Annotated in this window: 20 protein-coding genes and 1 riboswitch; of the genes, 12 read left to right on the top strand and 8 right to left on the bottom strand. The window is 70.1% G+C overall.

Annotation, left to right across the window (positions count from 1 at the left end; translation table 11 throughout):
• From IE302_RS28770 to IE302_RS28790, 5 genes are all read left to right on the top strand, one after another.
• A complete protein-coding gene (locus IE302_RS28770; RefSeq protein ID WP_191257557.1) occupies positions 1–693 on the top strand; it encodes a M23 family metallopeptidase in 693 nt (230 codons plus the stop codon).
• A 128-nt stretch (positions 694–821) separates the two neighbouring features.
• Positions 822–936, top strand: a riboswitch (SAM riboswitch).
• Positions 937–968: 32 nt separating this feature from the next.
• Positions 969–2,333, top strand: coding sequence for an aminotransferase class V-fold PLP-dependent enzyme (locus IE302_RS28775; protein ID WP_191257558.1), 1,365 nt, complete (start codon positions 969–971; stop codon positions 2,331–2,333).
• A 19-nt stretch (positions 2,334–2,352) separates the two neighbouring features.
• Positions 2,353–2,949 (top strand): hypothetical protein, encoded by a 597-nt coding sequence (locus tag IE302_RS28780; RefSeq protein WP_191257559.1) that lies wholly within the window; start codon positions 2,353–2,355, stop codon positions 2,947–2,949.
• A 24-nt stretch (positions 2,950–2,973) separates the two neighbouring features.
• Positions 2,974–3,537, top strand: coding sequence for a signal peptidase II (lspA, locus tag IE302_RS28785; protein ID WP_191257560.1), 564 nt, complete (start codon positions 2,974–2,976; stop codon positions 3,535–3,537).
• On the top strand, positions 3,534–4,460 hold the full coding sequence (locus IE302_RS28790; RefSeq protein WP_191257561.1) for an RluA family pseudouridine synthase: 927 nt from the start codon (positions 3,534–3,536) through the stop codon (positions 4,458–4,460). The genes lspA and IE302_RS28790 overlap by 4 nt, the downstream gene beginning before the upstream one ends.
• 66 nt (positions 4,461–4,526) lie before the next feature.
• Here IE302_RS28790 and IE302_RS28795 read toward each other — a convergent pair whose 3' ends face one another.
• A complete protein-coding gene (locus IE302_RS28795; protein ID WP_191257562.1) occupies positions 4,527–5,543 on the bottom strand; it encodes an Lrp/AsnC family transcriptional regulator in 1,017 nt (338 codons plus the stop codon).
• A gap of 133 nt (positions 5,544–5,676) precedes the next feature.
• Between IE302_RS28795 and IE302_RS28800 the strand changes: the two genes are divergently transcribed.
• The 4 genes from IE302_RS28800 (at position 5,677) to IE302_RS28815 (ending at position 11,538) form a co-directional block, all read left to right on the top strand.
• Positions 5,677–8,988, top strand: a complete 3,312-nt coding sequence (locus IE302_RS28800; protein ID WP_191257563.1) for a DUF885 domain-containing protein — start codon at positions 5,677–5,679, stop codon at positions 8,986–8,988.
• A 118-nt stretch (positions 8,989–9,106) separates the two neighbouring features.
• Positions 9,107–10,147, top strand: a complete 1,041-nt coding sequence (locus IE302_RS28805) for an LLM class F420-dependent oxidoreductase (RefSeq protein ID WP_191257564.1) — start codon at positions 9,107–9,109, stop codon at positions 10,145–10,147.
• A gap of 202 nt (positions 10,148–10,349) precedes the next feature.
• Positions 10,350–11,306: a Ppx/GppA phosphatase family protein gene (locus IE302_RS28810; RefSeq protein ID WP_191257565.1), complete on the top strand. Its 957-nt coding sequence runs from the start codon at positions 10,350–10,352 to the stop codon at positions 11,304–11,306.
• 52 nt (positions 11,307–11,358) lie between these two features.
• Complete coding sequence (locus IE302_RS28815) at positions 11,359–11,538, top strand: hypothetical protein (RefSeq protein ID WP_191257566.1); 180 nt, start codon at positions 11,359–11,361, stop codon at positions 11,536–11,538.
• Between the two features lie 5 nt (positions 11,539–11,543).
• Here the strand turns inward: IE302_RS28815 and IE302_RS28820 are convergent, their stop codons facing one another.
• From IE302_RS28820 to IE302_RS28830, 3 genes are read right to left on the bottom strand one after another with little or no spacing between them, the layout of a single operon-like run.
• On the bottom strand, positions 11,544–13,904 hold the full coding sequence (locus IE302_RS28820) for a glycoside hydrolase family 65 protein (RefSeq protein ID WP_191257567.1): 2,361 nt from the start codon (positions 13,902–13,904) through the stop codon (positions 11,544–11,546).
• Positions 13,901–14,635 (bottom strand): HAD family hydrolase, encoded by a 735-nt coding sequence (locus IE302_RS28825; RefSeq protein WP_191257568.1) that lies wholly within the window; start codon positions 14,633–14,635, stop codon positions 13,901–13,903. The genes IE302_RS28820 and IE302_RS28825 overlap by 4 nt, the downstream gene beginning before the upstream one ends.
• Positions 14,636–14,646: 11 nt before the next feature.
• A complete protein-coding gene (locus IE302_RS28830) occupies positions 14,647–15,225 on the bottom strand; it encodes a TetR/AcrR family transcriptional regulator (RefSeq protein WP_229907980.1) in 579 nt (192 codons plus the stop codon).
• A 72-nt stretch (positions 15,226–15,297) separates the two neighbouring features.
• Between IE302_RS28830 and IE302_RS28835 the strand changes: the two genes are divergently transcribed.
• A complete protein-coding gene (locus IE302_RS28835; RefSeq protein ID WP_191257570.1) occupies positions 15,298–15,804 on the top strand; it encodes a PaaI family thioesterase in 507 nt (168 codons plus the stop codon).
• 62 nt (positions 15,805–15,866) lie between these two features.
• Here IE302_RS28835 and IE302_RS28840 read toward each other — a convergent pair whose 3' ends face one another.
• The 4 genes from IE302_RS28840 to IE302_RS28855 all read right to left on the bottom strand — a co-directional run bounded on the left by IE302_RS28840 (position 15,867) and on the right by IE302_RS28855 (position 19,575).
• Positions 15,867–16,493 (bottom strand): GAF domain-containing protein, encoded by a 627-nt coding sequence (locus tag IE302_RS28840; protein WP_191257571.1) that lies wholly within the window; start codon positions 16,491–16,493, stop codon positions 15,867–15,869.
• A gap of 473 nt (positions 16,494–16,966) precedes the next feature.
• Positions 16,967–17,353 carry a nuclear transport factor 2 family protein gene (locus tag IE302_RS28845; RefSeq protein WP_191257572.1) on the bottom strand — a complete coding sequence of 129 codons (387 nt, stop codon included), beginning with the start codon at positions 17,351–17,353 and terminating at the stop codon, positions 16,967–16,969.
• Positions 17,354–17,412: 59 nt separating this feature from the next.
• Entirely contained in the window at positions 17,413–18,615 is a 1,203-nt protein-coding gene (locus IE302_RS28850) for an ROK family protein (protein WP_191257573.1), read from the bottom strand.
• Positions 18,616–18,846: 231 nt separating this feature from the next.
• Positions 18,847–19,575, bottom strand: coding sequence for a zf-HC2 domain-containing protein (locus IE302_RS28855; RefSeq protein WP_191257574.1), 729 nt, complete (start codon positions 19,573–19,575; stop codon positions 18,847–18,849).
• Positions 19,576–19,633: 58 nt separating this feature from the next.
• Here IE302_RS28855 and sigC point away from each other — a divergent pair, with 58 nt between their 5' ends.
• Both sigC and IE302_RS28865 read left to right on the top strand, forming a co-directional pair.
• A complete protein-coding gene (gene sigC / locus IE302_RS28860; RefSeq protein WP_191257575.1) occupies positions 19,634–20,203 on the top strand; it encodes an RNA polymerase sigma factor SigC in 570 nt (189 codons plus the stop codon).
• 247 nt (positions 20,204–20,450) lie between these two features.
• Positions 20,451–22,691 carry a xanthine dehydrogenase family protein molybdopterin-binding subunit gene (locus IE302_RS28865; protein WP_191257576.1) on the top strand — a complete coding sequence of 747 codons (2,241 nt, stop codon included), beginning with the start codon at positions 20,451–20,453 and terminating at the stop codon, positions 22,689–22,691.

Here is a 22,691-nt window from a genome sequence, read left to right on the forward strand (position 1 = left end):
GTGACGAAACTTCCTGCACGGTTCGCCGGTCTGGGGGCAGCGGCCACTCTCGTCGGGGTGATTCTCACCGCGCCGATGGCGACGGTGGCGTCCGCGGCCGGCGCGTTCCCGGCGTTCGGTTTGCCCTTCGACGCGGGCCAGTCGGTCTACTCGGCGGGGATCCACTCGGACAACGGCGACTCCGGCGTGAAGAACGCCATCGACTTCAGCCCCGGCGACAAGACCGTCCGCGCCCCGCTCGCGGGCACGGTCCGGATCCAGCACTGCTCCGGCGGCGACTGGGTGACCGTCGACCACGACGGGGGCTGGCGGACCGGGTACTACCACATGGAGCGCATTTCGGTCACCGACGGCCAGAAGGTCGCCCCCGGCGACGCCCTCGGCCGGACCGGCAACGCGCTGCCCTGCGGTGGCAGCAGCACCGGCGCCCACGTGCACTTCACCCTCTGGACCCTGCCCGCGGCCGCCGCCCAAGGCGGCGATTCGCGCGACTTCGGCGTCGGCGCGGGCAACTGGAACGGCATGTCCTACGACGAGGTCTCGACCAAGGTCGCCGAGGCCTACGGCGAAGCCGTCGACGGCAAGACCTTCGGCGGCTGGCAGTTCACCGCGGGCACCGATCAGTACTCCGGTACCGCGACCGAGGTCTCTTCGCGTTCCGTCGTCCCGCTTCCGGGCCGATTCCGCGTCTGACCTCCCGTTGCCCGGCGCGGCGCGGCGCCGGGCAACGGTTCTCCTCGCTTGCGGAACGCGTGATCGGCGTCTCAACATCCGGACAAGGGGTGGCTTGATCGCCGGTACGTCCGCTAACTTCGTTCCTAGGTCACGAGTGTCAGCGTCAAGCCCCGGCTAGCTGACCGGCAACCCTCCTTCCGCGGTGGGGTGCCCCGGGTGAGGACCTGGCTCGTCGCGTGGTGCGACGGGCAAGCGCGGGATCCTCGTCGGGTCCCCTGGCCCGGAGGATGACCATGACGCTCGCTCTCGAACGCACGAACGCCCCCGCCGTTGTCGCGGAAACCGTTGTCTCGCACGAAATCCCGACGGTGGCTTGTGCCGGTCTGCGGGTTCCGCTGGTCACCGGCGGCGAAATCGGGTACGCCAACCTCGATCACGCGGCGAGCGCTCCCTGTCTGGACAAGGTGCGCGACGCGGTCGACGAGTTCCTTCCGTGGTACGCCAGCGTCCACCGCGGCGCCGGATTCGCCTCGCAGATCTCCACCAAGCTCTACGAGCGCACCCGCGGGATCCTGCGGGACTTCGTCGACGCGCGGTCGACCGACACCGTCGTGTTCACCCGCAACACCACCGATTCCTTCAACCTTCTCGCCCGCAGCCTGCCGAAGCACACGTCGGTCGTCGTGTTCGACACCGACCACCACGCCGCCCTGCTGCCGTGGAAGGGTCCGAACGTCCGCCGGATCCAGACGCCGCGCACCCGCCTCGCCGCGGTGTCCGCTGTGGACGAAGCCCTCGCGGACTGCCCGCAGGGCCCGCGGCTGGTCGTCATCACCGGCGCGTCCAACGTGACCGGGGAACTGTTGCCGGTCAAGGAGATCGCCGCCGTCGCCCGGCGCCACGGCGCCCGGATCGCGCTCGACGCGGCGCAGCTCGCGCCGCACCGCAAGATCTCCGTGCGCAAACTGGACGTCGACTACATCGCGCTGTCGGGCCACAAGCTGTACGCACCTTTCGGCGCCGGTGCGCTGATCGGCCGCGCCGACTGGCTGCGCGCCGCCCAGCCGTACCTCGCCGGCGGCGGTGCGACGAAGCTCGTCACCCGCGACACCGAAGACCTCGGCGTGGTCTGGAACGCGGGCGCCGAGCGGCACGAAGCCGGTTCCCCCAACACCGTCGGCGTCTACGCGCTCGGTGTCGCCTGCCAGGAACTGGCCGGGAACTGGGACGCGATCGTCGCCCACGAGGACGAGCTGCTGGCGCGGCTGCGTCGCGGTCTCGCCGGTATCCCCGGATTCGCCGAGCTGCGGCTGTTCGACGCGCCGGTCGATCGGGTCGGCACGCTCAGCTTCGTCGTCGACGGCTTCGAGCCGGGCTGGGTCGCCGCCGTCCTGTCCGCGGAGTACGGCATCGGCGTCCGGGACGGCGCGTTCTGCGCGCACGTGGCGACCAAGCGGCTGATCTCCGCCGCCGGATCGACCGGGCAGCAGGCCATCCGGGTCAGCCTCGGCCTCGGCAGCACCACCGAACACGTGGACCGGCTCGTCCTGGCCCTGCGCCAGATCGTCGCCCGCGGCGCGCGCTGGCAGTACGAAAAGCCCGAGGGCCGCTGGGTGCCGGAGAACGATCCGCGCGAACTGCCCCCGTTCTGCGCCTGACCCACTACCCTCACCCCGCATGGGGAACGAGCGACCGCGTTACTGGTTTCCGCTGGCGTTACTGGGATTCGCCCAACTGGCGGTGGTGGCCCTGTCCGTCGGTACCGGCCCGCCCGGAGGGTGGTTCGCTTACACGCCTTACGGGAGCGGCGGCGTGTTCGGCACGCTCCAAGGTGTGGAGATGAGCCGCGAGAACGCGACCGCGGTCTCGGTCGTCGGCATGAGCAGGATGGACAACTGGCTGTTCGCCGTCCTCGCGGTCTATCTCGGCACGGTGCTCTTCTACGCCTATCGGTCGCGACCCGTGCGATGGTGGAAGGTCGCCGCGATCGCGGTCGGCGGGCTGGTCGCCATCCTGCTGGCGGATCTGGTCGGTTTCTGGGAATTCGAAATCGAGGGCGACGCGCGGAGCGCGATCCTGCTCACGCTGGGCCTGGTCGCGCTCGCCTGGCTGGACCGCAGCGTGCTCGTGCTGGTCGTGACCGCGGCCTACGTGCTTTGCGCGGTCGTGCTCGCTCAAGGACAGCTCGCGCTGGTGCTTTCGTCGCTGGTCGCGCTCGCCGGTGCGTTCGCGGCCCTGCTGAGCAGGCCGAAGACAGCCGCCGAGGAGACCTGAGCACGCTCCGTGGACAATGGGGGAGTGAGTACAGAGCCCGAAACCGCGCCACCGGCGCCGCCGCTGCCCAAGAAGCGCGTCGCCGTCGTGTTCGTCGTCGCCGCGGTGCTGTGGGGGATCGACCTCCTCACCAAGCAGATCGCCGTGTCGACGCTGGAGGGCAAGCAGCCGGTCGAGTTCCTCGGCGGGCTGGTGTACTTCCAGCTGGTGCGCAACCCCGGTGCCGCCTTCTCGATGGCGACCGGGCTGACCTGGGTGCTCGCGCTGGTCGCGGTCGCCGTCGTGGTCGCCATCGTCTGGCTGGCCCGGCGGCTGCGTTCGGTCGGCTGGGCGATCGGCCTCGGCCTGGTGCTGGCGGGCGCGCTCGGCAACCTGACCGACCGGATCTTCCGCGCCCCCGGCCCGCTGCAGGGTCACGTGGTCGACATGATCTCCGCGTTCGCGCCGAACGGGCAGGGCTGGGCGATCTTCAACGTCGCCGATTCCGCGATCTGCGTCGGCGGCGTGCTCATCGTGATCCTTTCCTTGCTGGGCAAGGACTACGACGGATCGTCTACAAAGGACAAGAAGAAGGCGGCGAGCGAATGAGCGCGCGGATGTTACCCGTCCCCGACGGGCTCGACGGCATGCGCGTCGACGCGGGACTGGCGAAACTGCTGGGACTTTCCCGCACGGTCGTGGCGGAACTGGCCGAATCCGGTGAGATCCTGCTCGACGGCAGGCCCGCCGGGAAGTCGGACCGGCTGTCCGCCGGCGGGCTGCTCGAAGTGACGCTGCCCGACCCGGCGTCGGCCATCGAGGTCGTCGCGGAACCCGTCGAGGGCATGAAGATCCTGCACGACGATGACGACATCGTGGTGATTTCGAAGCCGGTCGGCGTCGCCGTGCACCCGAGCCCCGGCTGGACCGGCCCGACCGTCGTCGGCGGGCTCGCCGCGGCCGGCCTGCGGATCGCGACCTCGGGCGCGGCCGAACGCCAGGGCGTCGTGCACCGGCTGGACGCCGGCACCACCGGCGTGATGGTCGTGGCCAAGAGCGAGCACGCGTACACCGTGATGAAGCGGGCGTTCAAGGAACGCACCGTCGACAAGGGCTACCACGCCATCGTCCAGGGGCACCCGGATCCGACACGCGGCACCATCGACGCGCCGATCGACCGGCACCCCCGGCACGACTACAAGTTCGCCGTCGTCCAGGGCGGACGGCCCAGCGTCACGCACTACGAGGTCGTCGAGGCCTTCCGTGCCGCGTCGCTGGCCAAGATCAAGCTGGAGACCGGCCGCACGCACCAGATCCGCGTGCACTTCTCGGCGCTCAAGCACCCGTGCGTCGGTGACCTGACCTACGGCGCCGACCCGGTGCTCGCGCGCAAGCTCGGGCTTTCCCGGCAGTGGCTGCACGCGAAGACGCTCGGGTTCGCGCATCCGTCCGACGGGCGCTGGGTCGAGTTCGAGTCGGAGTACCCGGACGACCTGGCGAACGCGCTACGGATCCTGCAGGACGAGAACTAGCCGCTGCGCGTTTAGTCCTCTGAATGCGGTCCGCGTTCAGAGGACTAAACGCGGGTTCGGGCGACCTCAGTCGTCGATCGACCAGGTCAGCGTGCGTTCGTCCGGTTCCGGTCGCGGTGACCAGCGCACGGCGACCACGCGGGTGGCGTCCGGCAGCACGTAGACGGTGTGCCCGCCGAGCGTCTCGCCCGGCCGGACGCCGATCTTGTGCGGCGGCCGCGAGGTCAGCGAGACCGGCGCCTTCGCGATCGGCTTGCCGTCCGCGGTGAGCAGTTCGAGGTAGTTGTCCGGAAGCGACACGAACGGGATGTTCCCGCGGTTGGTGATCTCGGTGTGCACCACGACCGACCGCTCCCCGGTCTCCAGCGAGTAGCCCGCCGCGCTGAACAGATAGTCGGCCGGGTCCTGGACCTCGAGCAGCTGGACGGTGAGCTGCTCGCCCTCCAGTCCCTGGGTCTCCATGACGTCGCCGGTCTTGCCCTTCTTGCCCTCCGGGGCCTGCCGCGGCGAGGGCTGCTGCTCGTCGCCGCGGGCCCAGGACGAGGTCTGCGGGACACCCCAGGTGCTCATCACCGGGTCGGCGGGCGCCGGCGGGGGCGCGAACTGCTGCTGCGGCGGGGCGGGCGGACGCTGGAGCGGAGGCTGCTGAGGCGGCGCCATCGGCTGGCGCACCGGAGCCGACGGCGGACCGGGGTAGCGGCCCGACGGCGTGCCGTGCACGTTGTAAGCGCCCGACGGCGTCCCCTGGACGTTGTACGGACCGGAGGGCGTGCCTTGGACGTTGTGCGGCCCGGAATGCCCCGGCGGTCGCTGAGGCTGAGGGGGCTGCTGGGGCTGGGGAGGCTGCTGAGGTTGTTGCTGTGCCCACGACGGCGGTGAGCTCGCGATGGCCGCCCGTAACCCGTTCGGGTCGCTCTCCACGCCGACGAGCAGCGGCAACCCGCTGCCGGAGAGGGCGACCAGGCGGTACGCGACCTCACGCGGATCCATGCCGACCTTCGCCGCGAGTTCGTGCACGGCCGCCTTGCCCAGGTCCGCGAGGGCGGCGAGCAGGCGGATGTCCACGGGATCGGTCACGGCCACGTCCGGGAACGCTACCGTCTCGCTCCGGGCACCGTGGGAGTGGCCGCCCACGCGCGGCAAAACCCGGCTTCGGTAGTACGCGGTCTCCATTAGGGTCGGAGGCACCGCCTCCACCGACCCCTGGGGAAGAAACATGAGCGAAGTCTCCGCCCTCGCCGACGAGTTCGTCGAAGTCCTGTTCGACGCCGAGCCGGTCATGCCCGCCTTGCAGGGCTTCCGTCCCGAATCGACCGGGCTCACCGATCTCGGCGAGGCCGCGGGAGACGCCTTTCGCACGAAGCTGGCCGAGCTCGCCGGGAGGGCCGAGGCGCTCGGCACCGAGGGCCTGAGCGCGGAGGAGAAGACCACCCGGGACGTCCTGATCGCGACGGCACGGGCGAGGATCGCGCTGCTGGACTCACGGTTCGTCGAGTTCACGATCAGTGACCTGTTCATCTCGCCCGCCGCCGAGGTGCTCACCGTGCTGCCGATGATGTCGGTCGGCACGGGCGCGCAGGCGGAGGCGCATCTCGGGCGGATCGCCGCGATCCCGCAGTACCTCCGGCAGGCCGCGCAGCGGCATCGTGACGGCGTCGCCCGCGGCCTGGTCCCGGTCGCGTACCTCGTCGACGCCGCCGTCGCGTACCTCGACCGTCACCTCGCCGAGCCGTCGGCCGACCCGCTGCTGCGCCAGCCCGCGCCGGACGAGGACTTCGAGACCCGCCGCGCCGACCTGCTGCGCGACGTCGTCCGGCCCGCGATCGCCGAGTACCGCGAGGTCCTCGCGACCGAGATCGCGCCGCACGGCCGTCCCGAGGACAAGCCCGGCGTCTGCTGGCTGCCCGACGGCGAGCGCATCTACGCGCTGCTCGCCGAGATGCACACCACGACCGTCCGCACCCCGCGCGAGCTGCACCAGACCGGGCTCGACGTGATCGCGAACCTCGCCGCCGAGTACCGCGAGTACGGCTCCCGCGTCTTCGGCACCACCGACCTCGCCGACATCTTCACCAAACTCCGCACCGACCCGGCCCTGCGCTGGTCCAGTGCCGACGAGCTGCTGGACTCCGCCCGCGCGGCCATCACCAGGGCCGAGACCGAGGCACCGAACTGGTTCGGCCGGATCCCGCCGCAGCCGTGGACGGTCGAGCCGGTCCCCGCCGAATCCGCGCCCGGCGCGCCCGCCGCGTACTACATGTGGCCCGCGGTCGACGGCTCCCGGCCGGGGATCTACTTCGCCAACACGCACAAGGCCGAGGAGCGGTTCCGGCACGCGGCGGAGGCGACGGCGTTCCACGAGGCCATCCCGGGCCACCACTTCCAGCTGAGCCTCGCGCAGAGCCTCACCGAGTTGCCGCTGCTGCGCCGCATCGGTGACTTCACCGCGTACGCGGAGGGCTGGGGTCTCTACACGGAGCGTCTCGCCGACGAGATGGGGCTGTACTCCGACGACGTCGCCAAACTCGGCATGCTGACCATGGATTCGATGCGCGCCGGACGCCTGGTCGTGGACACCGGGCTGCACGCGCTGGGCTGGAGCCGCCGTCAGGCCATCGACTTCCTCACCGAGAACACGCCGATGGCGCTGGTCGAGATCGAGTCCGAAGTGGACCGTTACATCGCCTTCCCCGGCCAGGCGCTGTCGTACATGGTGGGACGGCTGGAGATCCAGCGCATCCGCGCCGAAGCCGAGCTGACCCTGGGCAGCCGGTTCGACATCAAGGCCTTCCACGACGTCGTCCTCGGCGGCGGGGCGCTCCCGCTTTCGGTGCTGAACGGCGTGGTCCGCGACTGGGTCGCCGGCCACGGCGACACCCCGAACGGCCTCGCCGAAGAGCTGATGGAGCTCAAGTTCGAAGAGCTCCCGCTGTGGCGTTCGCTGCTCGGGCTCCCCGGTGACGAGGGCTCCATGCCGGATCCGAGCGCGGAGGCCGCGGCCGCGCAGCGCGCGTCGGCGGTCGCCATCGCCGAACGCGCCGAAGCGTTGAGCACCGAAGGGCTTTCCCCGGCCGAGGCGGTCACCCGTGAAGTCGTGATCCAGCAGGCGAAGGCGATGGTCGACGTGATCGACTCCCGCGCCGCCGAGTTCTCGGTGAGCGACGGGCTGGCCTCGCCCGCGTTGTTCTTGCTCAACGAACTCGCGGTGCTGTCGCTGAACGACGAGGAGAAGGTCCGGGGGTACCTGAAGCGGCTGAACGGATTGGGCGCCTACCTGGACGCCCTGATCGTGCGCCAGCGCGCGGCGGCGGCCGACGGGCTGATCCCGCCCGGCTTCCTTGTCGAAGGCGGGATCGCTTACGTGGAGCGCTATCTCGGTGACGAGGCGGGTGACCCGCTGGCGCTCACCGCGTCCGTTTCCGTGGAGGGATACGAGGCGGAACGGGACCGGCTGCTGGCCGAGGTCGTCCGTCCCGCGTACACCCGGTACCGCGATTTCCTCGCCACCGAGCTGCGTCCCGTGGCGAAGTCCGAAAAGGAGCCGGGACTGTGCGCGCTTCCCGGCGGGCAGGAGAAGTACGCCGCGCTGATCCGGGCGCACACCTCCACCGAGCGCACCGCGCGGGATCTGCACGACACCGGGCTCGGCATGATCGCGAAACTGGCCGACCAGTACCGCGAACTGGGCGAGAAGATCTTCGGTACCAAGGATCTCGGCGAGATCTTCGAGCGGCTCCGCACCGACCCGGCCCTGCGCTGGCGAGACGGCGACGAACTGCTCGACGCCGCGCGTGATGCCATCACCCGCGCCGAAGCCGTTGCCCCGCAGTGGTTCTCGACCATTCCCGAGGAGCGGTGCCAGGTCGAGCCGGTCCCGCCCGCGGAGGCCCCCGGTGGCACGCTCGCGTACTACATCGAGGCGTCGCTCGACGGGACGCGGCCGGGCACCTACTACGCGAACACCCACGAGGCCGAGCAGCGTCCCAAGCACACGAGCGAGGCGATCGCCTTCCACGAAGCCGTTCCGGGGCACCACTTCCAGATCTGCATCGCGCACAAGCTCGAAGGCCTGCCGATGCTGCGCGGGCACGCCGACGTCAACGCCTACGTCGAAGGCTGGGGGCTCTACTCGGAGCGCCTCGCCGACGAGATGGGCCTGTACTCCAGCGAACTGACCAGGTTCGGCATGCTCACCCAGGACTCGATGCGGGCCGGGCGGCTGGTCGTCGACACCGGGATGCACGCGCTCGGCTGGAGCCGTCAGCAGGCCGTCGACTATCTCGCCGAGAACACGCCGATGGCCAGGGTGGAGATCGAGGCCGAGATCGACCGCTACGCCGCGGTTCCCGGGCAGGCGCTGTCGTACATGGTGGGACGGCTGGAGATCGAGCGGATCCGCGCCGAGGCCGAGGCCGCCCTCGGCGACCGCTTCGACATCAAGGGCTTCCACGAGGTCGTGCTGAGTAACGGGATCCTGCCGCTGCGGGTGCTGGACGACGTGGTGAAGGCATGGGTGGCCGCTCACTGACGTGAAGAGCGACGTGAGGACGGCGGGTGCCCTCGGGTACCCGCCGTCTTGCCTTCGCGGGGGTCTCACGCGACACTGTTGCTAAGCAACCGCTCAGTAACTTCGCTAGGAGACGACGATGAGGATCGGGACCGCGATCAACTACGCCGGCGGGTTCGCCGAGAGCGTGGCGGACATCGTCGAGCTGGAGAAGGCCGGGCTGGACATCGTCTTCGTCCCCGAGGCCTACTCGTTCGACGCGGTCAGCCAGCTCGGCTACGTCGCGGCGAAGACCGAGCGCGTCCAGATCGCCTCCGGCATCTTCCAGATCTACACGCGGACGCCGACGCTGACCGCGATGACCGCCGCCGGGCTCGACTTCGTCTCCGACGGCCGGTTCACCCTCGGCATCGGCGCGTCCGGTCCGCAGGTCATCGAGGGTTTCCACGGCGTGAAGTACGACGCGCCGCTCGGCCGCACGCGCGAGATCATCGACATCTGCCGTCAGGTGTGGCGGCGGGAGAAGGTCGTGCACTCCGGCACGCATTACACGATCCCGCTGCCGCCGGAGCAGGGCACAGGCCTCGGCAAGCCGCTGAAGCTGATCAACCACCCGGTGCGCACGCGGGTCCCGATCCTGCTGGCCTCGATCGGCCCGAAGAACGTCGCGCTCACCGCCGAACTCGCCGAGGGCTGGGAGCCGATCTTCTTCCACCCCGAGAAGGCCTCCGAGGTCTGGGGCGCGTCGCTGGCCGAGGGCAAGGCGAAGCGCGACCCGGAGCTGGGCGAACTGGACACCTTCGTCGGCACCGCCCTGGCCATCGGCGACGACGTCGACGGGATGCTGGATCACCTGCGCGGCATGCTGGCGCTGTACATCGGCGGGATGGGCGCCCGGGGCAAGAACTTCTACAACAGTCTCGCCCAGCGGTACGGCTACGAGGCCGAAGCCAAGCTCATCCAGGACCTCTACCTGGACGGCAAGAAGGACGAGGCCGCCGCGGCGGTGCCGAAGGAGCTGATCAGGGCGATCTCGCTGATCGGTCCCGAGGGGTACGTCAAGGAGCGGCTGGCCGCCTTCCGCGAGGCGGGCGCGACCACGCTGGTGGTCAACCCGATGCTGCCCGGCCGCGAAGCCCGCGTCGCGCAGGTTTCGAAGTTGCGCGAACTCGTTGGTTAGCCACGCGAAGGAGTCGAACCTCTCACCTGTATCGATACGGTATACTTGACCTGCGCCGGTGTAACCCCTTCGTGGTCAAAAAACGGCCTCCCGGTGGAAAGGGAACGTAAACCACGCCTGAACGGCCGGAAAATCCGCCATTATCAGGAGTGGAAGCGAGACCTCGGGGGAATACGTTCGCGACGAAGGTGAGGTGCCTCGCGTGCGCAAGCAGATCGGCGAGCCGTCCGCCGCGGTCCTGGACGTCGGGTCGTTCAGCGCGCGGCTGGTGGTTCTGGCCAAGGGTGGTTCGCCGCTCGATCCCGTGCTGAGCCACCAGACGCGACTGCGGCTCGACCGGGAACTCGACGATGACGGAAACCTGACCAGGCGCGGCATCGACGCGGTCTCTTCCGCCGTCGAGGCGGGCATGACCATGGCCGCCAAGCACGGCGTCGAGGACGTGTACCCGCTCGCCACCTCCTCGATCCGCGACGCGGCCAACGTGAAGCAGGTCGTCTGCGACGTCGCGAAGGCCACCGGGGTCAAACTGCGGTTCCTCACCGGCCGCCGCGAGGCCGAACTGGCCTACGTCGGCGCGCGCCGGTGGTACGGCGCTTCGGCCGGTGGGCTGCTGGTGCTCGACATCGGCGGCGGGACCGTCGAGCTCGCCGCGGGGAACGCCGAAGAAGCGGAGTTCGCGCATTCGCTGCCGCTCGGGGCCCGCTCGCTGACGCGGGACTGGTTCGCCACCGAATGCCCGTCGCCCAAGGTCGTCCGGGCGATGCGGGAGCACGTGCTCGACGAGGTCCGCGACGCGATGCAGGACGTCCTGCCGCAGATCCGCGACCACCGCGCCGTCGGCTGCTCCAAGGTGCTGCGGCAACTCGCCCGCCTCGCCGGGGACAGGCCGTCCCGCTCCCGGGAACTGCACCTCGACGACCTCCGCGCGTGGATCCCGCGGCTGGCGAAACTGCCGGCGAAACGCCGCGCCGAACTGCCGGGCATCTCGCGGCAGCGTTCGCACCAGGCGCTCGCGGGCGCGATCGTCGCCGAGGCGCTGCTGACGCTCTCCGGCGGCCAGGTCGCCATCTGCCCGTGGTCCACCAGGGACGGACTGCTGCTCGGCATGCTCGACGGGCTCGTCACGCTGGACGGCAAACCGGCGAAAGCCGCCTGACTAATCCACCTGAAACCTGGCGTATCCGGCCGTGAACGGGTACCCCGGACATATGAGGGAAACGAAGAAGAGCTTCGGGCAGGACGACGAAGAAGACCTCGACGACCTCCGCGGGATCCAGCCGAAGACCGACGTGCCGAGCGCACCCAACCGTGATCTCGGGCCGCACGGCACCGACGAGGTCGACGGCGTCCCGGGCAGCGGGGAAGTGCCCATCGAACCGCCGGACTGACCTGGTCAGGAGCTCTTCGGCCGCCTTCGCGCCGGAGCGCGGCCCGCGGGCTGAGCCGGAGCCGGACCCGGATCCAGCGCCGGGATCGGCATCCGCACCGGTTCGGAGTGCACCGTGAAGGTCTCGCCGTGGTGCGCCAGTTCCAGCGGCTCCCCGGTGATCACGTGATACGTCGCGCCCTCGCGGTCGATCTCGACCTGGAACCGGGTGCCGCGGAAGGTCAGCCGGAACGCGATCCGCCGCAGTTGTGGCGGCAGGCGCGGCGCGAAGGTCAGCCGTCCGCCGTGGTCGCGGAGCCCGCCGAAACCGGCGACGGTGCCCTGCCACGCGCCCGCCAGTGAGGCCAGGTGCAGGCCGTTGCGGACGTTGTTGTGGACGTCGTGCAGATCGGTGAGCGCAGCCTCGGCGAGGTAGTCGTAGGCCAGGTCGAGATGCCCGACCTCCGCCGCCACCACGGCCTGAGTTCCCGCCGACAGCGAGGAATCCCGCACCGTCCGGGCCTCGTAGTAGGCGAAGTCGCGCGCTTTTTCCTCCGGGGTGAAGGAATCCCCGCACAGGTGCAGCGCGAGCACCAGGTCCGCCTGCTTGACGACCTGCTTGCGGTAGAGGTCGAAGTACGGGAAATTCAGCAGCAGCGGATAGAAATCAGGGTCTGTGGCCTCGAAATCCCACTCGTCGTGCTCCAGGAACCCTTCGGACTGCGGGTGGACGCCGAGATCCTCGTCGTAGGGCACCAGCATCGCCTCGGCCGCCGCACGCCACTGCGCGACCTCGTCCTCGGTGACCTCGAAAGCGGCCGCCACGTCCGCGTGCGCGCCGCAGATTTCGGCGGCGTAGAACAGATTCCGCCGCGCCATGAGGTTCGTGTAGACGTTGTTGTCCGCCACCGCGGAGTACTCGTCCGGCCCGGTGACACCGTCGATCCGGAACCGGCCCCGCCGGTCGAAATGGCCCAGTGACGACCACATCCGCGCGGTTTCGAGGAGCAGTTCCGCGCCGCAGGTCCGCATGAACTCGTCGTCGCCGGTGGCGTTGAGATAGCGCACGACGGCGTCGGAGATGTCCGCGCTGACATGGAACGCCGCCGTGCCCGCCGGCCAGTACGCCGAGCATTCCGCGCCGTTGATGGACCGCCAGGGGAACGCCGCGCCACGCAAACCGAGCTGCGCCGCCCTTTCCCGCGCTTTGTCCAAAGTGGAGTGACGCCAGCGCAGCGCGTCCCTGGCGGCGTCCGGCATGCTGTAGGTGAGCACGGGCAGGACGAAGGTCTCGGTGTCCCAGAACGCGTGCCCGTCGTAGCCGGGGCCGGTCAATCCCTTGCCCGCCAAGGCCCTCGTCTCGCCGCGGGCCCCGGCCTGCAGGAGATGGAAGAGCGCGAACCGCACCGCCTGCTGCAGTTCCGGATCGCCGTCGATCTCGATGTCGGAGGTCTGCCAGAAGTCGTCGAGGAAGTCCTTCTGCTCGGCGAGCAGGCCCTTCCAGCCGGTCTGCCGCGCCCCGGCGAGCGCGGCCTCGACCTGGGCACGCACGGCGGGCACCGAACGCTGGGCGGACCAGCCGTAGGCGAGGAATTTGGTGATTCGCAGCCGTGCGCCCTTGGGTACGTCCACGGCGATGGTGAGGCGCGCCAGGTCTTCTTCGGCTTCGATATGCGTGCGGACGCCATCGGAGACGTCGATCTTGTGGTCCATCGCGGCGGCCATCCGTAGCCCGGACTTGCGGGTCTGGTGCACCAGCACGGCGTGGTAGGCCTCCGCGTGGTGGTATTCCCCGACCAGCGGTGACTCCAGCGCCGCCGCGACCCGCGGGTCCCGCGTGTCGGACTCGACCGGTTCGTTCGCCAGCAGATCCGACTGCACCACCAGCTGGAGATCGTCGTCGAGCGGTTCGACCTCGTACCTGATCGCGGCGACGGCCCGCTGGGTGAAGGAGACCAGGCGTTCGGTCTTCACCCGGACCCGGCGCCCGGTCGGGGAGGACCACACGGTGTCGCGCGCGAGCGTGCCCTTCCGGAAGTCGAGGACGCGGTCGTGGTCGGTCGCCTGCCCGTACCGCATGTCGAGCGGTTCGTCCTCGACCAGCAGCCGGATGACCTTGCCGTCGGTCACGTTGACGACGGTCTGTCCCTCTTCCGGGTAGCCGTAACCGGTTTCCGCGTAGGGAAGGTCGTGCTGCTCGTAGAAACCGTTGAGATAGGTGCCCGGCAGGCCGCGGGGCTCGGCCTCCTCCAGTGTGCCCCGCAGGCCGATGTGCCCGTTGGACACCGCGAACGCCGATTCGGTGCGCTGCAACGCGTCGACGTCCATGCCGTGCCAGCGCAGCTCCCAGGGCGAGACCTCGTAGCCGCGGAGAAACGATTCGGTCACTTGTGGTCCTCCAGGAGTTCGGCGAGGTCGTCGACCACGACGTCGGCGCCGTGCGAGAGCAGTTCGCCCGCCTGGTGCGCGCGGTTCACCCCGACCACGTAGCCGAATCCGCCGTCCTTCCCGGCCCGCACACCCGCGAGCGCGTCTTCGAACACGGCCGCGTTCTCCGGGGCGACGCCGAACGCTTCGGCTCCGGCGAGGAACGAATCGGGGGCCGGCTTGCCGCGCAGGCCCTTCTCGGAGATCACGATCCCGTCGATCCGCGCTTCGACGAACTTGGTCAGATCGGCGGCGTCGAGCACTTTCGCGCCGTTGGCCGACGAGGTGACGACGCCGATGCGCAGTCCGGCCGCCTTCGCCGCTTCCAGGTACCGCACGGAACCCGGGTACGGCGTGACGCCCTCGTCGTCGATGATCTTCAGCACCAGCTGGTTCTTGCGATTCCCGACCCCGTTGACGGTGGCGGCGTCGACACCGTCGTCCGGCTTCCCCTCGGGCAGCTCGATCCCGCGCGACGCGAGGAAGGTGCGGACGCCGTCGGCCCTCGGGCGCCCGTCGACGTAGGCCGCGTAGTCGGTGTCGGTGAAGGGGGAGAACGAGTCGCCGTCGCGGGCGCGCAGGAAGTCGTCGAAGGTGCGCTTCCACGCTTCGCGGTGCTGGGCCGCGGTTCCGGTCAGCACGCCGTCGAGGTCGAAGAGGCAGGCCGTGATGGTGTCGGGCAGACCGATCATGCCTCCGAACGCTACCCCCGCTCGCCGTTGCCCGCGCGGATCACGAGCGCGACGTGCCGCGCGGCCCGCTCCAGCGGATCGGGTGACCGGCGGATCCGGCTGACCAAGAGGGCGCCTTCGAGGTTGTTCACGATGGCCGTGGCGAGGTCCTCGGCGTTCTCGGCGCCGTGGCCGGTGAGCAGGTCCACCAGCAGCACGTGCCACGCGGCGAAGGCGTCCTGACACGCCTTGGTGATCGCGGGCGAGGCGTGCGCCATCTCCAGCGTGATCGTGGCGAGCGGGCAGCCGCCGCGGTAGCCGTCGGCGGCCAGCGCCTCTCCCGCCTTGCGGTACCACCAGCTCACGGCGTCCTCGACGGTCTCGTTGCGCTCGAAAGCGCGACGGATCGTCTTCGCCACGACGGTGGTGCCGAGTTCGATCGCGGCGACCGCCAGCTGCTCCTTGCCGCCGGGGAAGTGGTGGTACGCCGACCCCCACGGCGTGCCGGCCTGCTCGACCAGCCTTCGCCACGAAGTCGCCTGATAGCCCTCGCGGCGGAAGAGTGTCATCGCCGTCGAGACCATCCGCTCGCGGGTGGTGGTGTCGGACACGTCGGCCAGCATAGCCCTTGACTAGGACGATCGTCTTAGGAAATTCTAGGACGATCGTCTTAGGAGGCAGCCATGACCGTCGACGCCACCGCGGAGACCCGGCAGAAGACCGTGACCTGGCAGGATCCGCTGCCCACCGCCCGCCTCGGCCGCGAGCTGTCCGGGCTCGACTACCTGACCGGGATCGCCGAAGGGCGGATCCCGCCGGCGCCGATCTCGGCCCATTTCGGCATGCGCTGGGTGAGCGTGGCCGAAGGCGACGTAGTGCTGGCCGCGACGCCGGACGAGTCGCTGTACAACCCGATCGGGACCGTGCACGGCGGCGTCGCGGCGACCCTGCTGGACTCGGCGGTCGCGTGCGCGGTGCACTCGACCCTGCCCGCCGGGGTCGGGTACACCTCGGTCGAGCTGAAGGTGAACTACCTGCGCGCCATTTCCGGCTCGGTGGGGGAGATCCGCGCGCACGGCTGGATCGTGAAGGCCGGTTCGCGCGTCGCGTTCGCCGAGGGCGACATCCGCGACGGTCAGGGCAAGGTGCTCGCGACCGCGTCGAGCACCTGCCTGATCATCAAGCCCTAGAACAGCAGCAACGGCGTAGCCGGCGTTTCGGTACCTCAGGTCCGGCTCGACGCGGCCCGCGACTACCCCATCCGGCGGGGCCCCGCGCCGGGTGTGCCCGCTGGAGGTGGCGCGGTGAGCAGCGGCACGTCGGTCCAGCCCTGGATCGCGGGTGACTCCCAGCGCGGGATGCGGTTGGCCAATGCCTGGCTGGCGCCGAGCACGACCGGCCCCGGATGGCCGTGCTGGAGGCCAGCACGGCGGTAGTGAAACGACAACACACCGAATACGTTCCCGTTCCCGGTGTGCAGCGGGTAGGACGCCACAGCGCGGGTGCCCGCGTCCAGGATGAGATCGAGCGTGGGCTGTCCGGTGAAGATCAGGCTGCGGGTGACGTCGTCGACCAGGACGGGCCGTCGGGTGGTCAGCGCGGCGACACACGCGCTGGGTTGGGTGGCCGTCAGGGTGCCGAAGGTGGTCAGGAAGGCGGGGGAGAAACCGTGCTGGGCGCGGATTCGTAGCGTGCCGTCGTGTGGATGGTAGAGCTGGAGGTCGCACGAGTCGGCGGCACCGACGGTCAATGCGGCGAACAGGATCGCCTGCATGACCGCCGGCGCGTCGGCGAGGCTGAGGAACTCGGGGTCGAACAGGACATCGGTCGCGCGGTCGCCACGGCGATAGGCCTCGCAGATCAGGGTACGGCGCGTCACGCGCGTCTCTAGGTCGATGTGGGCTTGCTGTCCCCGGGCGCTGAGCAGTTCCCCTCGCGCGCCCGCCCATCGCGATGCCACAACAGGCCGGTGAATCTCCCCCGCACTCATCGAGGTCGGACCCTGGGGACGTCCGTTGATCTCTTTGCCGTTGATCGCCATAGGACCACCCATCCGGCGTTGATCGACCGCCCTCACCGACGCCACGTTTGCACCCACGTGCCGACAAGCTGACGGCATTGCAGCCTTGCGGGTTCCAACCTCAGGCTATAGCGCATCCAGGTCGCCCGGCAGGACACAACGGGCTAGGTGTCACCAAGTCCGCAGCGATCGGGCTGCTGGCCGCCAGCAGCTCCAACCGCCGCGCACCGCTCGGCGCCCTTCGCGTGCGAGAACAAAGGTCGGGGGTGGACGCGTCACTCCTGATTGGATCACCGCTCTGGCGGCGTTCCTCGGCCCCGCGACCGGTGCTCTCACCGGCCAAGAGAACTTTGCCTTTCCAAGCCCTGGAACATCTCCGCGCCGGGCGGCACCGGCTGCTTGACGTCCCAGTGCTCCACGATGAGCCCGTCCGTGACACGGACGATGTCGACGACGGCCGCGCCGAGTTCCTCACCCGGCCGGACGACGTGCAGGTGCACGACGACGTGCTCGTCGTCGGCGATCACGCGTTTGACTGCGACGTCCGCGCCCGCCATCGGCGAGTTCCGCATCGCTTCGACGAAAGCGTCGCGGCCGGACGGGAAACCTGGGCTGTGGGTGACGAAATCCGGGTGCACGTTCGTGCTCGCGGCGTCGAAGTCCTTGTGCACGAACATGTTCTCGAAGCAGTCGAGGACGATCTTCTTGGCTGTGGTCATAGGGGCATGGTTCCGCGGCGATGCGCGGCCGTCGATTACCGCGGAGGTAATCGCCACATCTAGGCCGCGCCGACCTTCCGTTCGAAGACCAGGCCCTCGGCGGCGCGCAGCCCGACGCTGATCGCGCCGGTCAGGACGCCGTCGTCGCCGAGTTCGCCCTGGACGACCGACGGGACGAGCGGGGTGAACGATCTCAGCGCGCGGTCGATCGGGTCGAGCAGCAGATCGGCCGCGGTGCCGATCCCGCCGCCGAGCACGATCAGTTCCGGGTCGATCACCGCCGCCACCGAAGCCACGGTGTAGGCGAGCCTGTCCGCCTCCGCTTCGACGGCGCGCAGGGCGAGCTCGTCGCCGTCGCGGGCGAGCCGGAAGACCTCGCGGGCCGATTTCGCCGTGCCGAGGCCGAGTTCGCGCGCGCCGCGGACGACGGACTGCGCCGCCGTCGCCTCTTCGAGGTGGCCGCGGACCGGCGGGGGCTCTTCGCCTTCGGCCGCCGCGCGCGACTGGCCGTAGGGCAGGTAGCCGATCTCGCCCGCCGCGCCCGACGCGCCGCGGAAGACCTGGCCGTCGACCATCACGCCCATGCCGACGCCGGTGCCGATGGTGATGCAGGCGAACACGGACGCGCCGCGAGCGGCACCGCGTTCCCCTTCGCCGACGGCGGTGAGGTTCGCGTCGTTCTCGACCATGAGATCCGGGCCGAGGACGCCTTCGAGTTCGTCGAGCAGACCGGCCTTGCCCCAGCCGGGCAGGTTCGGCGCGTGCCGGAAGCAGCGCTTGTCCGGATCCGCGACCCCGGGCGAGCCGAGGACGCGCACGACGATGTCCGCCTGGCTCAGTCCCGCTTCGCGCACCGTCGCCGCCGCGAGAGCGCCCACGGCGCTGACGAGCGCGGTGCCCGAACGCGACGTGTTCCGCTCGTCACGGCGGGCGACCACGGTATGACCGAGGTCCGAGACGGCGACGCGGAGATGCTCGCGTCCGATGTCGACACCCAGCACGTACCCGGCCGTGGGGTCCGCTTCGTACAGGACGGCGGACCGGCCGGTGCCGGTCGAGGTGTGCCCGGTCGCCCTGGCGAGCCCGGCCGCTTCGAGGGCCAGTAACGCTTGGCTCACCGTGGGTTTCGAAAGACCGGTGTCCTTGGCGACCTGCGGCCGCGTGGCGGGGCCGGTGCGGCGCAGGAGGTCCAGCACGGCGCGCTGATTGATCTTCCGCATCCCGGCGGGGGTGCCGACGGGCGGACTTTCTGCGCCAACCACGAGCTTCGCCTCCTGTCGAACCAAGGTGTTCCCACCAAAGTTATCCGGGTCCGGCCCGAAAAGGGCAAGAAGGTTTACATTCGGTGGCTCCCCGGCGACGATAACCGCGCCCAGGCCACGATTCGCGCACGCCGCGCGTGAAATCCGGTGAATCACCCGGTATTCGGGCGCGTGCTCCCAGTGACCGGAAATGGTCTAGACCAAGACGGTGAAGCCTCGGTGCGGCTCAGGTCAGGCGACGTGACGGCTCGCCGGCCGCCGGAATCCCCTGTGCTGACGGGGGCGTTCGGGGGCCTCACCGGTTTCGTGGCCTGATTCCGCGGGGTAGCCGTCCGAGGTGTCGGCCGTCGTCGCGGGGCTGGGGCGGTTGCGCTGGCGGTGCTGGCGGTTCACCACGTACAGCAACAGGAGCCCGGCGACGACCAGCCCGTGGGTGAGCACGCGCCCGGCGGTGACCTGGCCCGCGACGAGGTCGCCCGCGGACAGCGCCAGGAGGAGCGCGACGAAACCGGTCAGCGCCGGCAGCTGCCCGGACGCCGCCTTCGTGCGGACGGCGGCCCAGCCGAGCCCGACACCGACGGCGAGGTTCCACGCGCTGCTCTCGTGGGAAAGGTGCCCGATCAGGGATTCGGAGCCGTGGCCCGCGGCGTGGTCCTCGACGCCCAGCAGCTGGGCGAACGCGAGGCCGAGCTGCGCGATCGCGACGATGGCGAGGGCGATCCTGGCTGGCCAGCCCTCGCTCGGCGGGGCGGGGGTGCGTTCCAGGATGACGGCGGTGAGGTCCGGGACCGGGGGTGCCGGGCGCAGCAGCATCGTTCGGTGCAGCCGCTCGGCACCGGCGAGCCAGGACCGGCAGGCGGCGCAGCCCGCCACGTGCCGGTCGACCATCTCGGACGGGACGGGTTCGGTTTCGCCGTCGAGCCGGGCCGACAGGGCTTCACGGCAAGTCACGCACTTCACGTCTCACTTGTCGGGCGCGGGCCTGCCCTGGTTCCCGGGACGCTGCTACGTTTCTCGTATGGCCGGGCCGCGCAACCACGACGACGAGCGGGTGACCGAGCTCGCTCTCGCCGCCGCCCGCGGCGACCGGCGGGCGCTCGAGGACTGGGTGCGGGCCACCCAGGCCGACGTCTGGCGTTTCGTCGCGCACCTCGCCGACGTCGCCGCGGCCGACGATCTCACCCAGGAGACGTACCTGCGCGCGTTCGGCAGCCTGCGCCGGTTCGCCGGCCGGTCCTCCTCGCGGACCTGGCTCCTGTCGATCGCGCGCCGCGTGGTCGTCGACCGCATCCGGGCTGCTTCGGCCCGCCCGAAACTCGCCGACGTCGACTGGGAGGCCACCGCGGAGCGTCGCGGTGCCCGTCAGGCGGAGGGCGTCGCGGGCTTCGAGGACCTGGTGGAGCTGCGGATGCTGCTCGACGGGCTCGACCCGGAACGGCGCGAGGTCCTCGTCCTCACCCAGGTGCTGGGGCTTTCCTACGCCGAGGCCGCCGAGATCTGCGGCTGCCCGGTCGGCACCGTGCGCTCGCGTATCGCGCGCGCCCGCGAAGACCTGCTCGAAGCGGACCGGGAGCGCGACTCCATCTGACCCATTTCGTCCTCTGCATGCGGTAGTTCGCGCTGGCAACTACCGCATTCAGAGGACGAAATGCGAAGCGCACTGTGGCGCGTCACACATTCGGGGGCCGCTCGCTGTCACCTCGTCACACAGATGAGCTGACACGACTACTCCGCGTTGACTAGGCCGAATGCCGATGCCTAGCGTGTCGCCATCCAACCCCAGGCCGCGCGAGGGTCCCCGCCTTCACCGCGCGCTCTCGAAGGGATCTTTCCCGATGGCCAGTCCCACCACTGGAACCCAGGAGCAGGACCCCGGCGGCCTCGGCCGTCGCCGGTTCCTGACCTTCCTCGTCGCCGCGCCCACCCTCACGATCGCCACGAAGATCGGTATCGACACCGTCGCGCCCGAAGAGGCCGAAGCCGTCATCCCGACCCTGCCCGGACCGGCCGAGATCCTCGACCTCGGCGATGTGCTGATCCTGTCGAACGCCCCCACCGCCGGCCTGCTCGTCCTGGAAGTCCGCGAGGACGGCCGGGTGCGGCTGGAACTGCCGCGGACCGAGGTCGGCCAGGGCATCACCACCGCGAACGCGATGCTGGTCGCCGAGGAACTGGACCTGCCGCTCGACCGCGTCGACGTCGTGCTCTCCGACGCCCGCCCGGAACTGCTGTTCAACCAGCTGACCGGCGGCTCCAACACGATGCGGTCGCTCTACACCCCGGTGCGGACCGCGGCCGCCGCCGCCCGCGCCCGGCTGGTCGCGACCGCCGCGCGGCAGTGGGGCGCCAAGGCCGACCGGCTGTCCACAAGGGACGGTGCGGTGATCGCGCCGGACGGCCGCCGGCTGGACTACGGCGCGCTGTCCAAGCCCGCCGCCCGCGCCGACCTGGGGAAACTCACCGCCACCCCGAAGGCGGAATCCGCGCACAAGCTGGTCGGCACGCCGCAGTCGCGCAAGGACGCCCGCGCGATGGTCACCGGGCAGCTGAAGTACACGCTCGACCTGGACATCCCCGGTGCGAAGCCGGCCATGGTCCGCCGTCCGCCGACGATCAACGGCACGGTGAAGAAGGTCAACAACGAGGCCGCCGTCCGCGCGATGCCGGGCATCCTCGACATCGCCGTCATCAAGACCGGGGTCGCGGTGCTGGCCGAGACCTTCGGCCAGGCCCTCGACGGCAAGAACGCCCTCGACGTCACCTGGAACACCGGCACCGTCGACGGCGAGAACAACGCGACGATCAAGAAGAAGCTCCAGGCCGCGGCGCTGCCGTTCGTCGTGCCGCCGCTGCTGACCCAGTACGTCGACGGCGAGTTCGACTTCGCCTTCGCCAGCCACGCGCCGCTGGAGACCAACTCCGCGGTCGCCGACGTCCGCGAGGACAGCGCGACCATCTGGTCGGGCATGAAGGTCCCGATCCTCGCGAAGCAGAACATCGCGCAGGAACTCGGGCTGCCGGAGAACAAGGTCACCGTGCACGTCCAGCAGGCGGGCGGGTCGTTCGGCCGCCGCCTGTTCTCCGACGGCGCGATCGAAGCCGCGCGGATCTCGAAGGCGATGAAGCGGCCGGTGCGGCTGATGTGGAGCCGCATCGACGACATGCGCCACGGCCGCGCCCGTGCCGCGAGCCACCACAAGATCCGTGCCACCTTCGCGCTCGGCCAGGTGCTCACCTTCGAACACCGCGTTGCCAGCGTGGAGACCGACTGGAGCCACGGGCTCGGCGAGGTCCTGACCGCCTTCGCCGCCGAACTCCCGGTCGGCGGCAACCTGAGCTTCGCGCAGACTGTGTTCTTGCTGACGGTGAAGTCGCCGTACAACTTCGGCGTCACCACGCAGCTGCTCAACGAGGTCCCGGTGGACTTCCACACCGGCGCCTGGCGGTCGGTGTATTCGTCGAGCACGCGCGGCGCGGAAGAGATCATGGTCGACGAGATCGCCGCGAAACTCGGGAAGGACCCGGTCGCGTTCCGGCGCGAGTTCATCAAGAACGACCGGCAGCGCGCCGTGCTGGACAAGGTCGCCGAACTCGGCGAGTGGGGCAAGAAGATGCCCAAGGGCTTCGCGCAGGGTGTCGCGGTGCACGGCGAGTACAAGTCGTACACCGCCTGCCTGGTCGAAATGGACGCCCGCGACCCGAAGAACCCGCGTGTCACCAAGGCGACCATCGCCGTCGACGTCGGCAAGCCGATCAACCCGCGCGGGATCGAGGCGCAGATGCTCGGCGGCCTGACCGACGGCATCTCCACGACGCTGACCGCCGGGCTGCACATCGACAAGGGGCTCCCGCTGGAGGGCAGCTACTCGCAGTTCCACTACGCGCGGCAGAAGAACTCGCCGATGGACGTCAAGGTGCACGTGATGCCGGAGACGGGCGAGATCGGCGGTGCCGGAGAACTCGGCGTGCCGGCGCCGGTCGGCGCGATCGGGAACGCCTACGCGCGGGCCACCGGGATCAAGCCCCGCAGCTTCCCGATCAACTTCCCGGTCGACTTCGAACCCTTCCCCCGCTGA

Source organism: Amycolatopsis oliviviridis, assembly GCF_014654365.1.
Taxonomy (GTDB): domain Bacteria; phylum Actinomycetota; class Actinomycetes; order Mycobacteriales; family Pseudonocardiaceae; genus Amycolatopsis; species Amycolatopsis oliviviridis.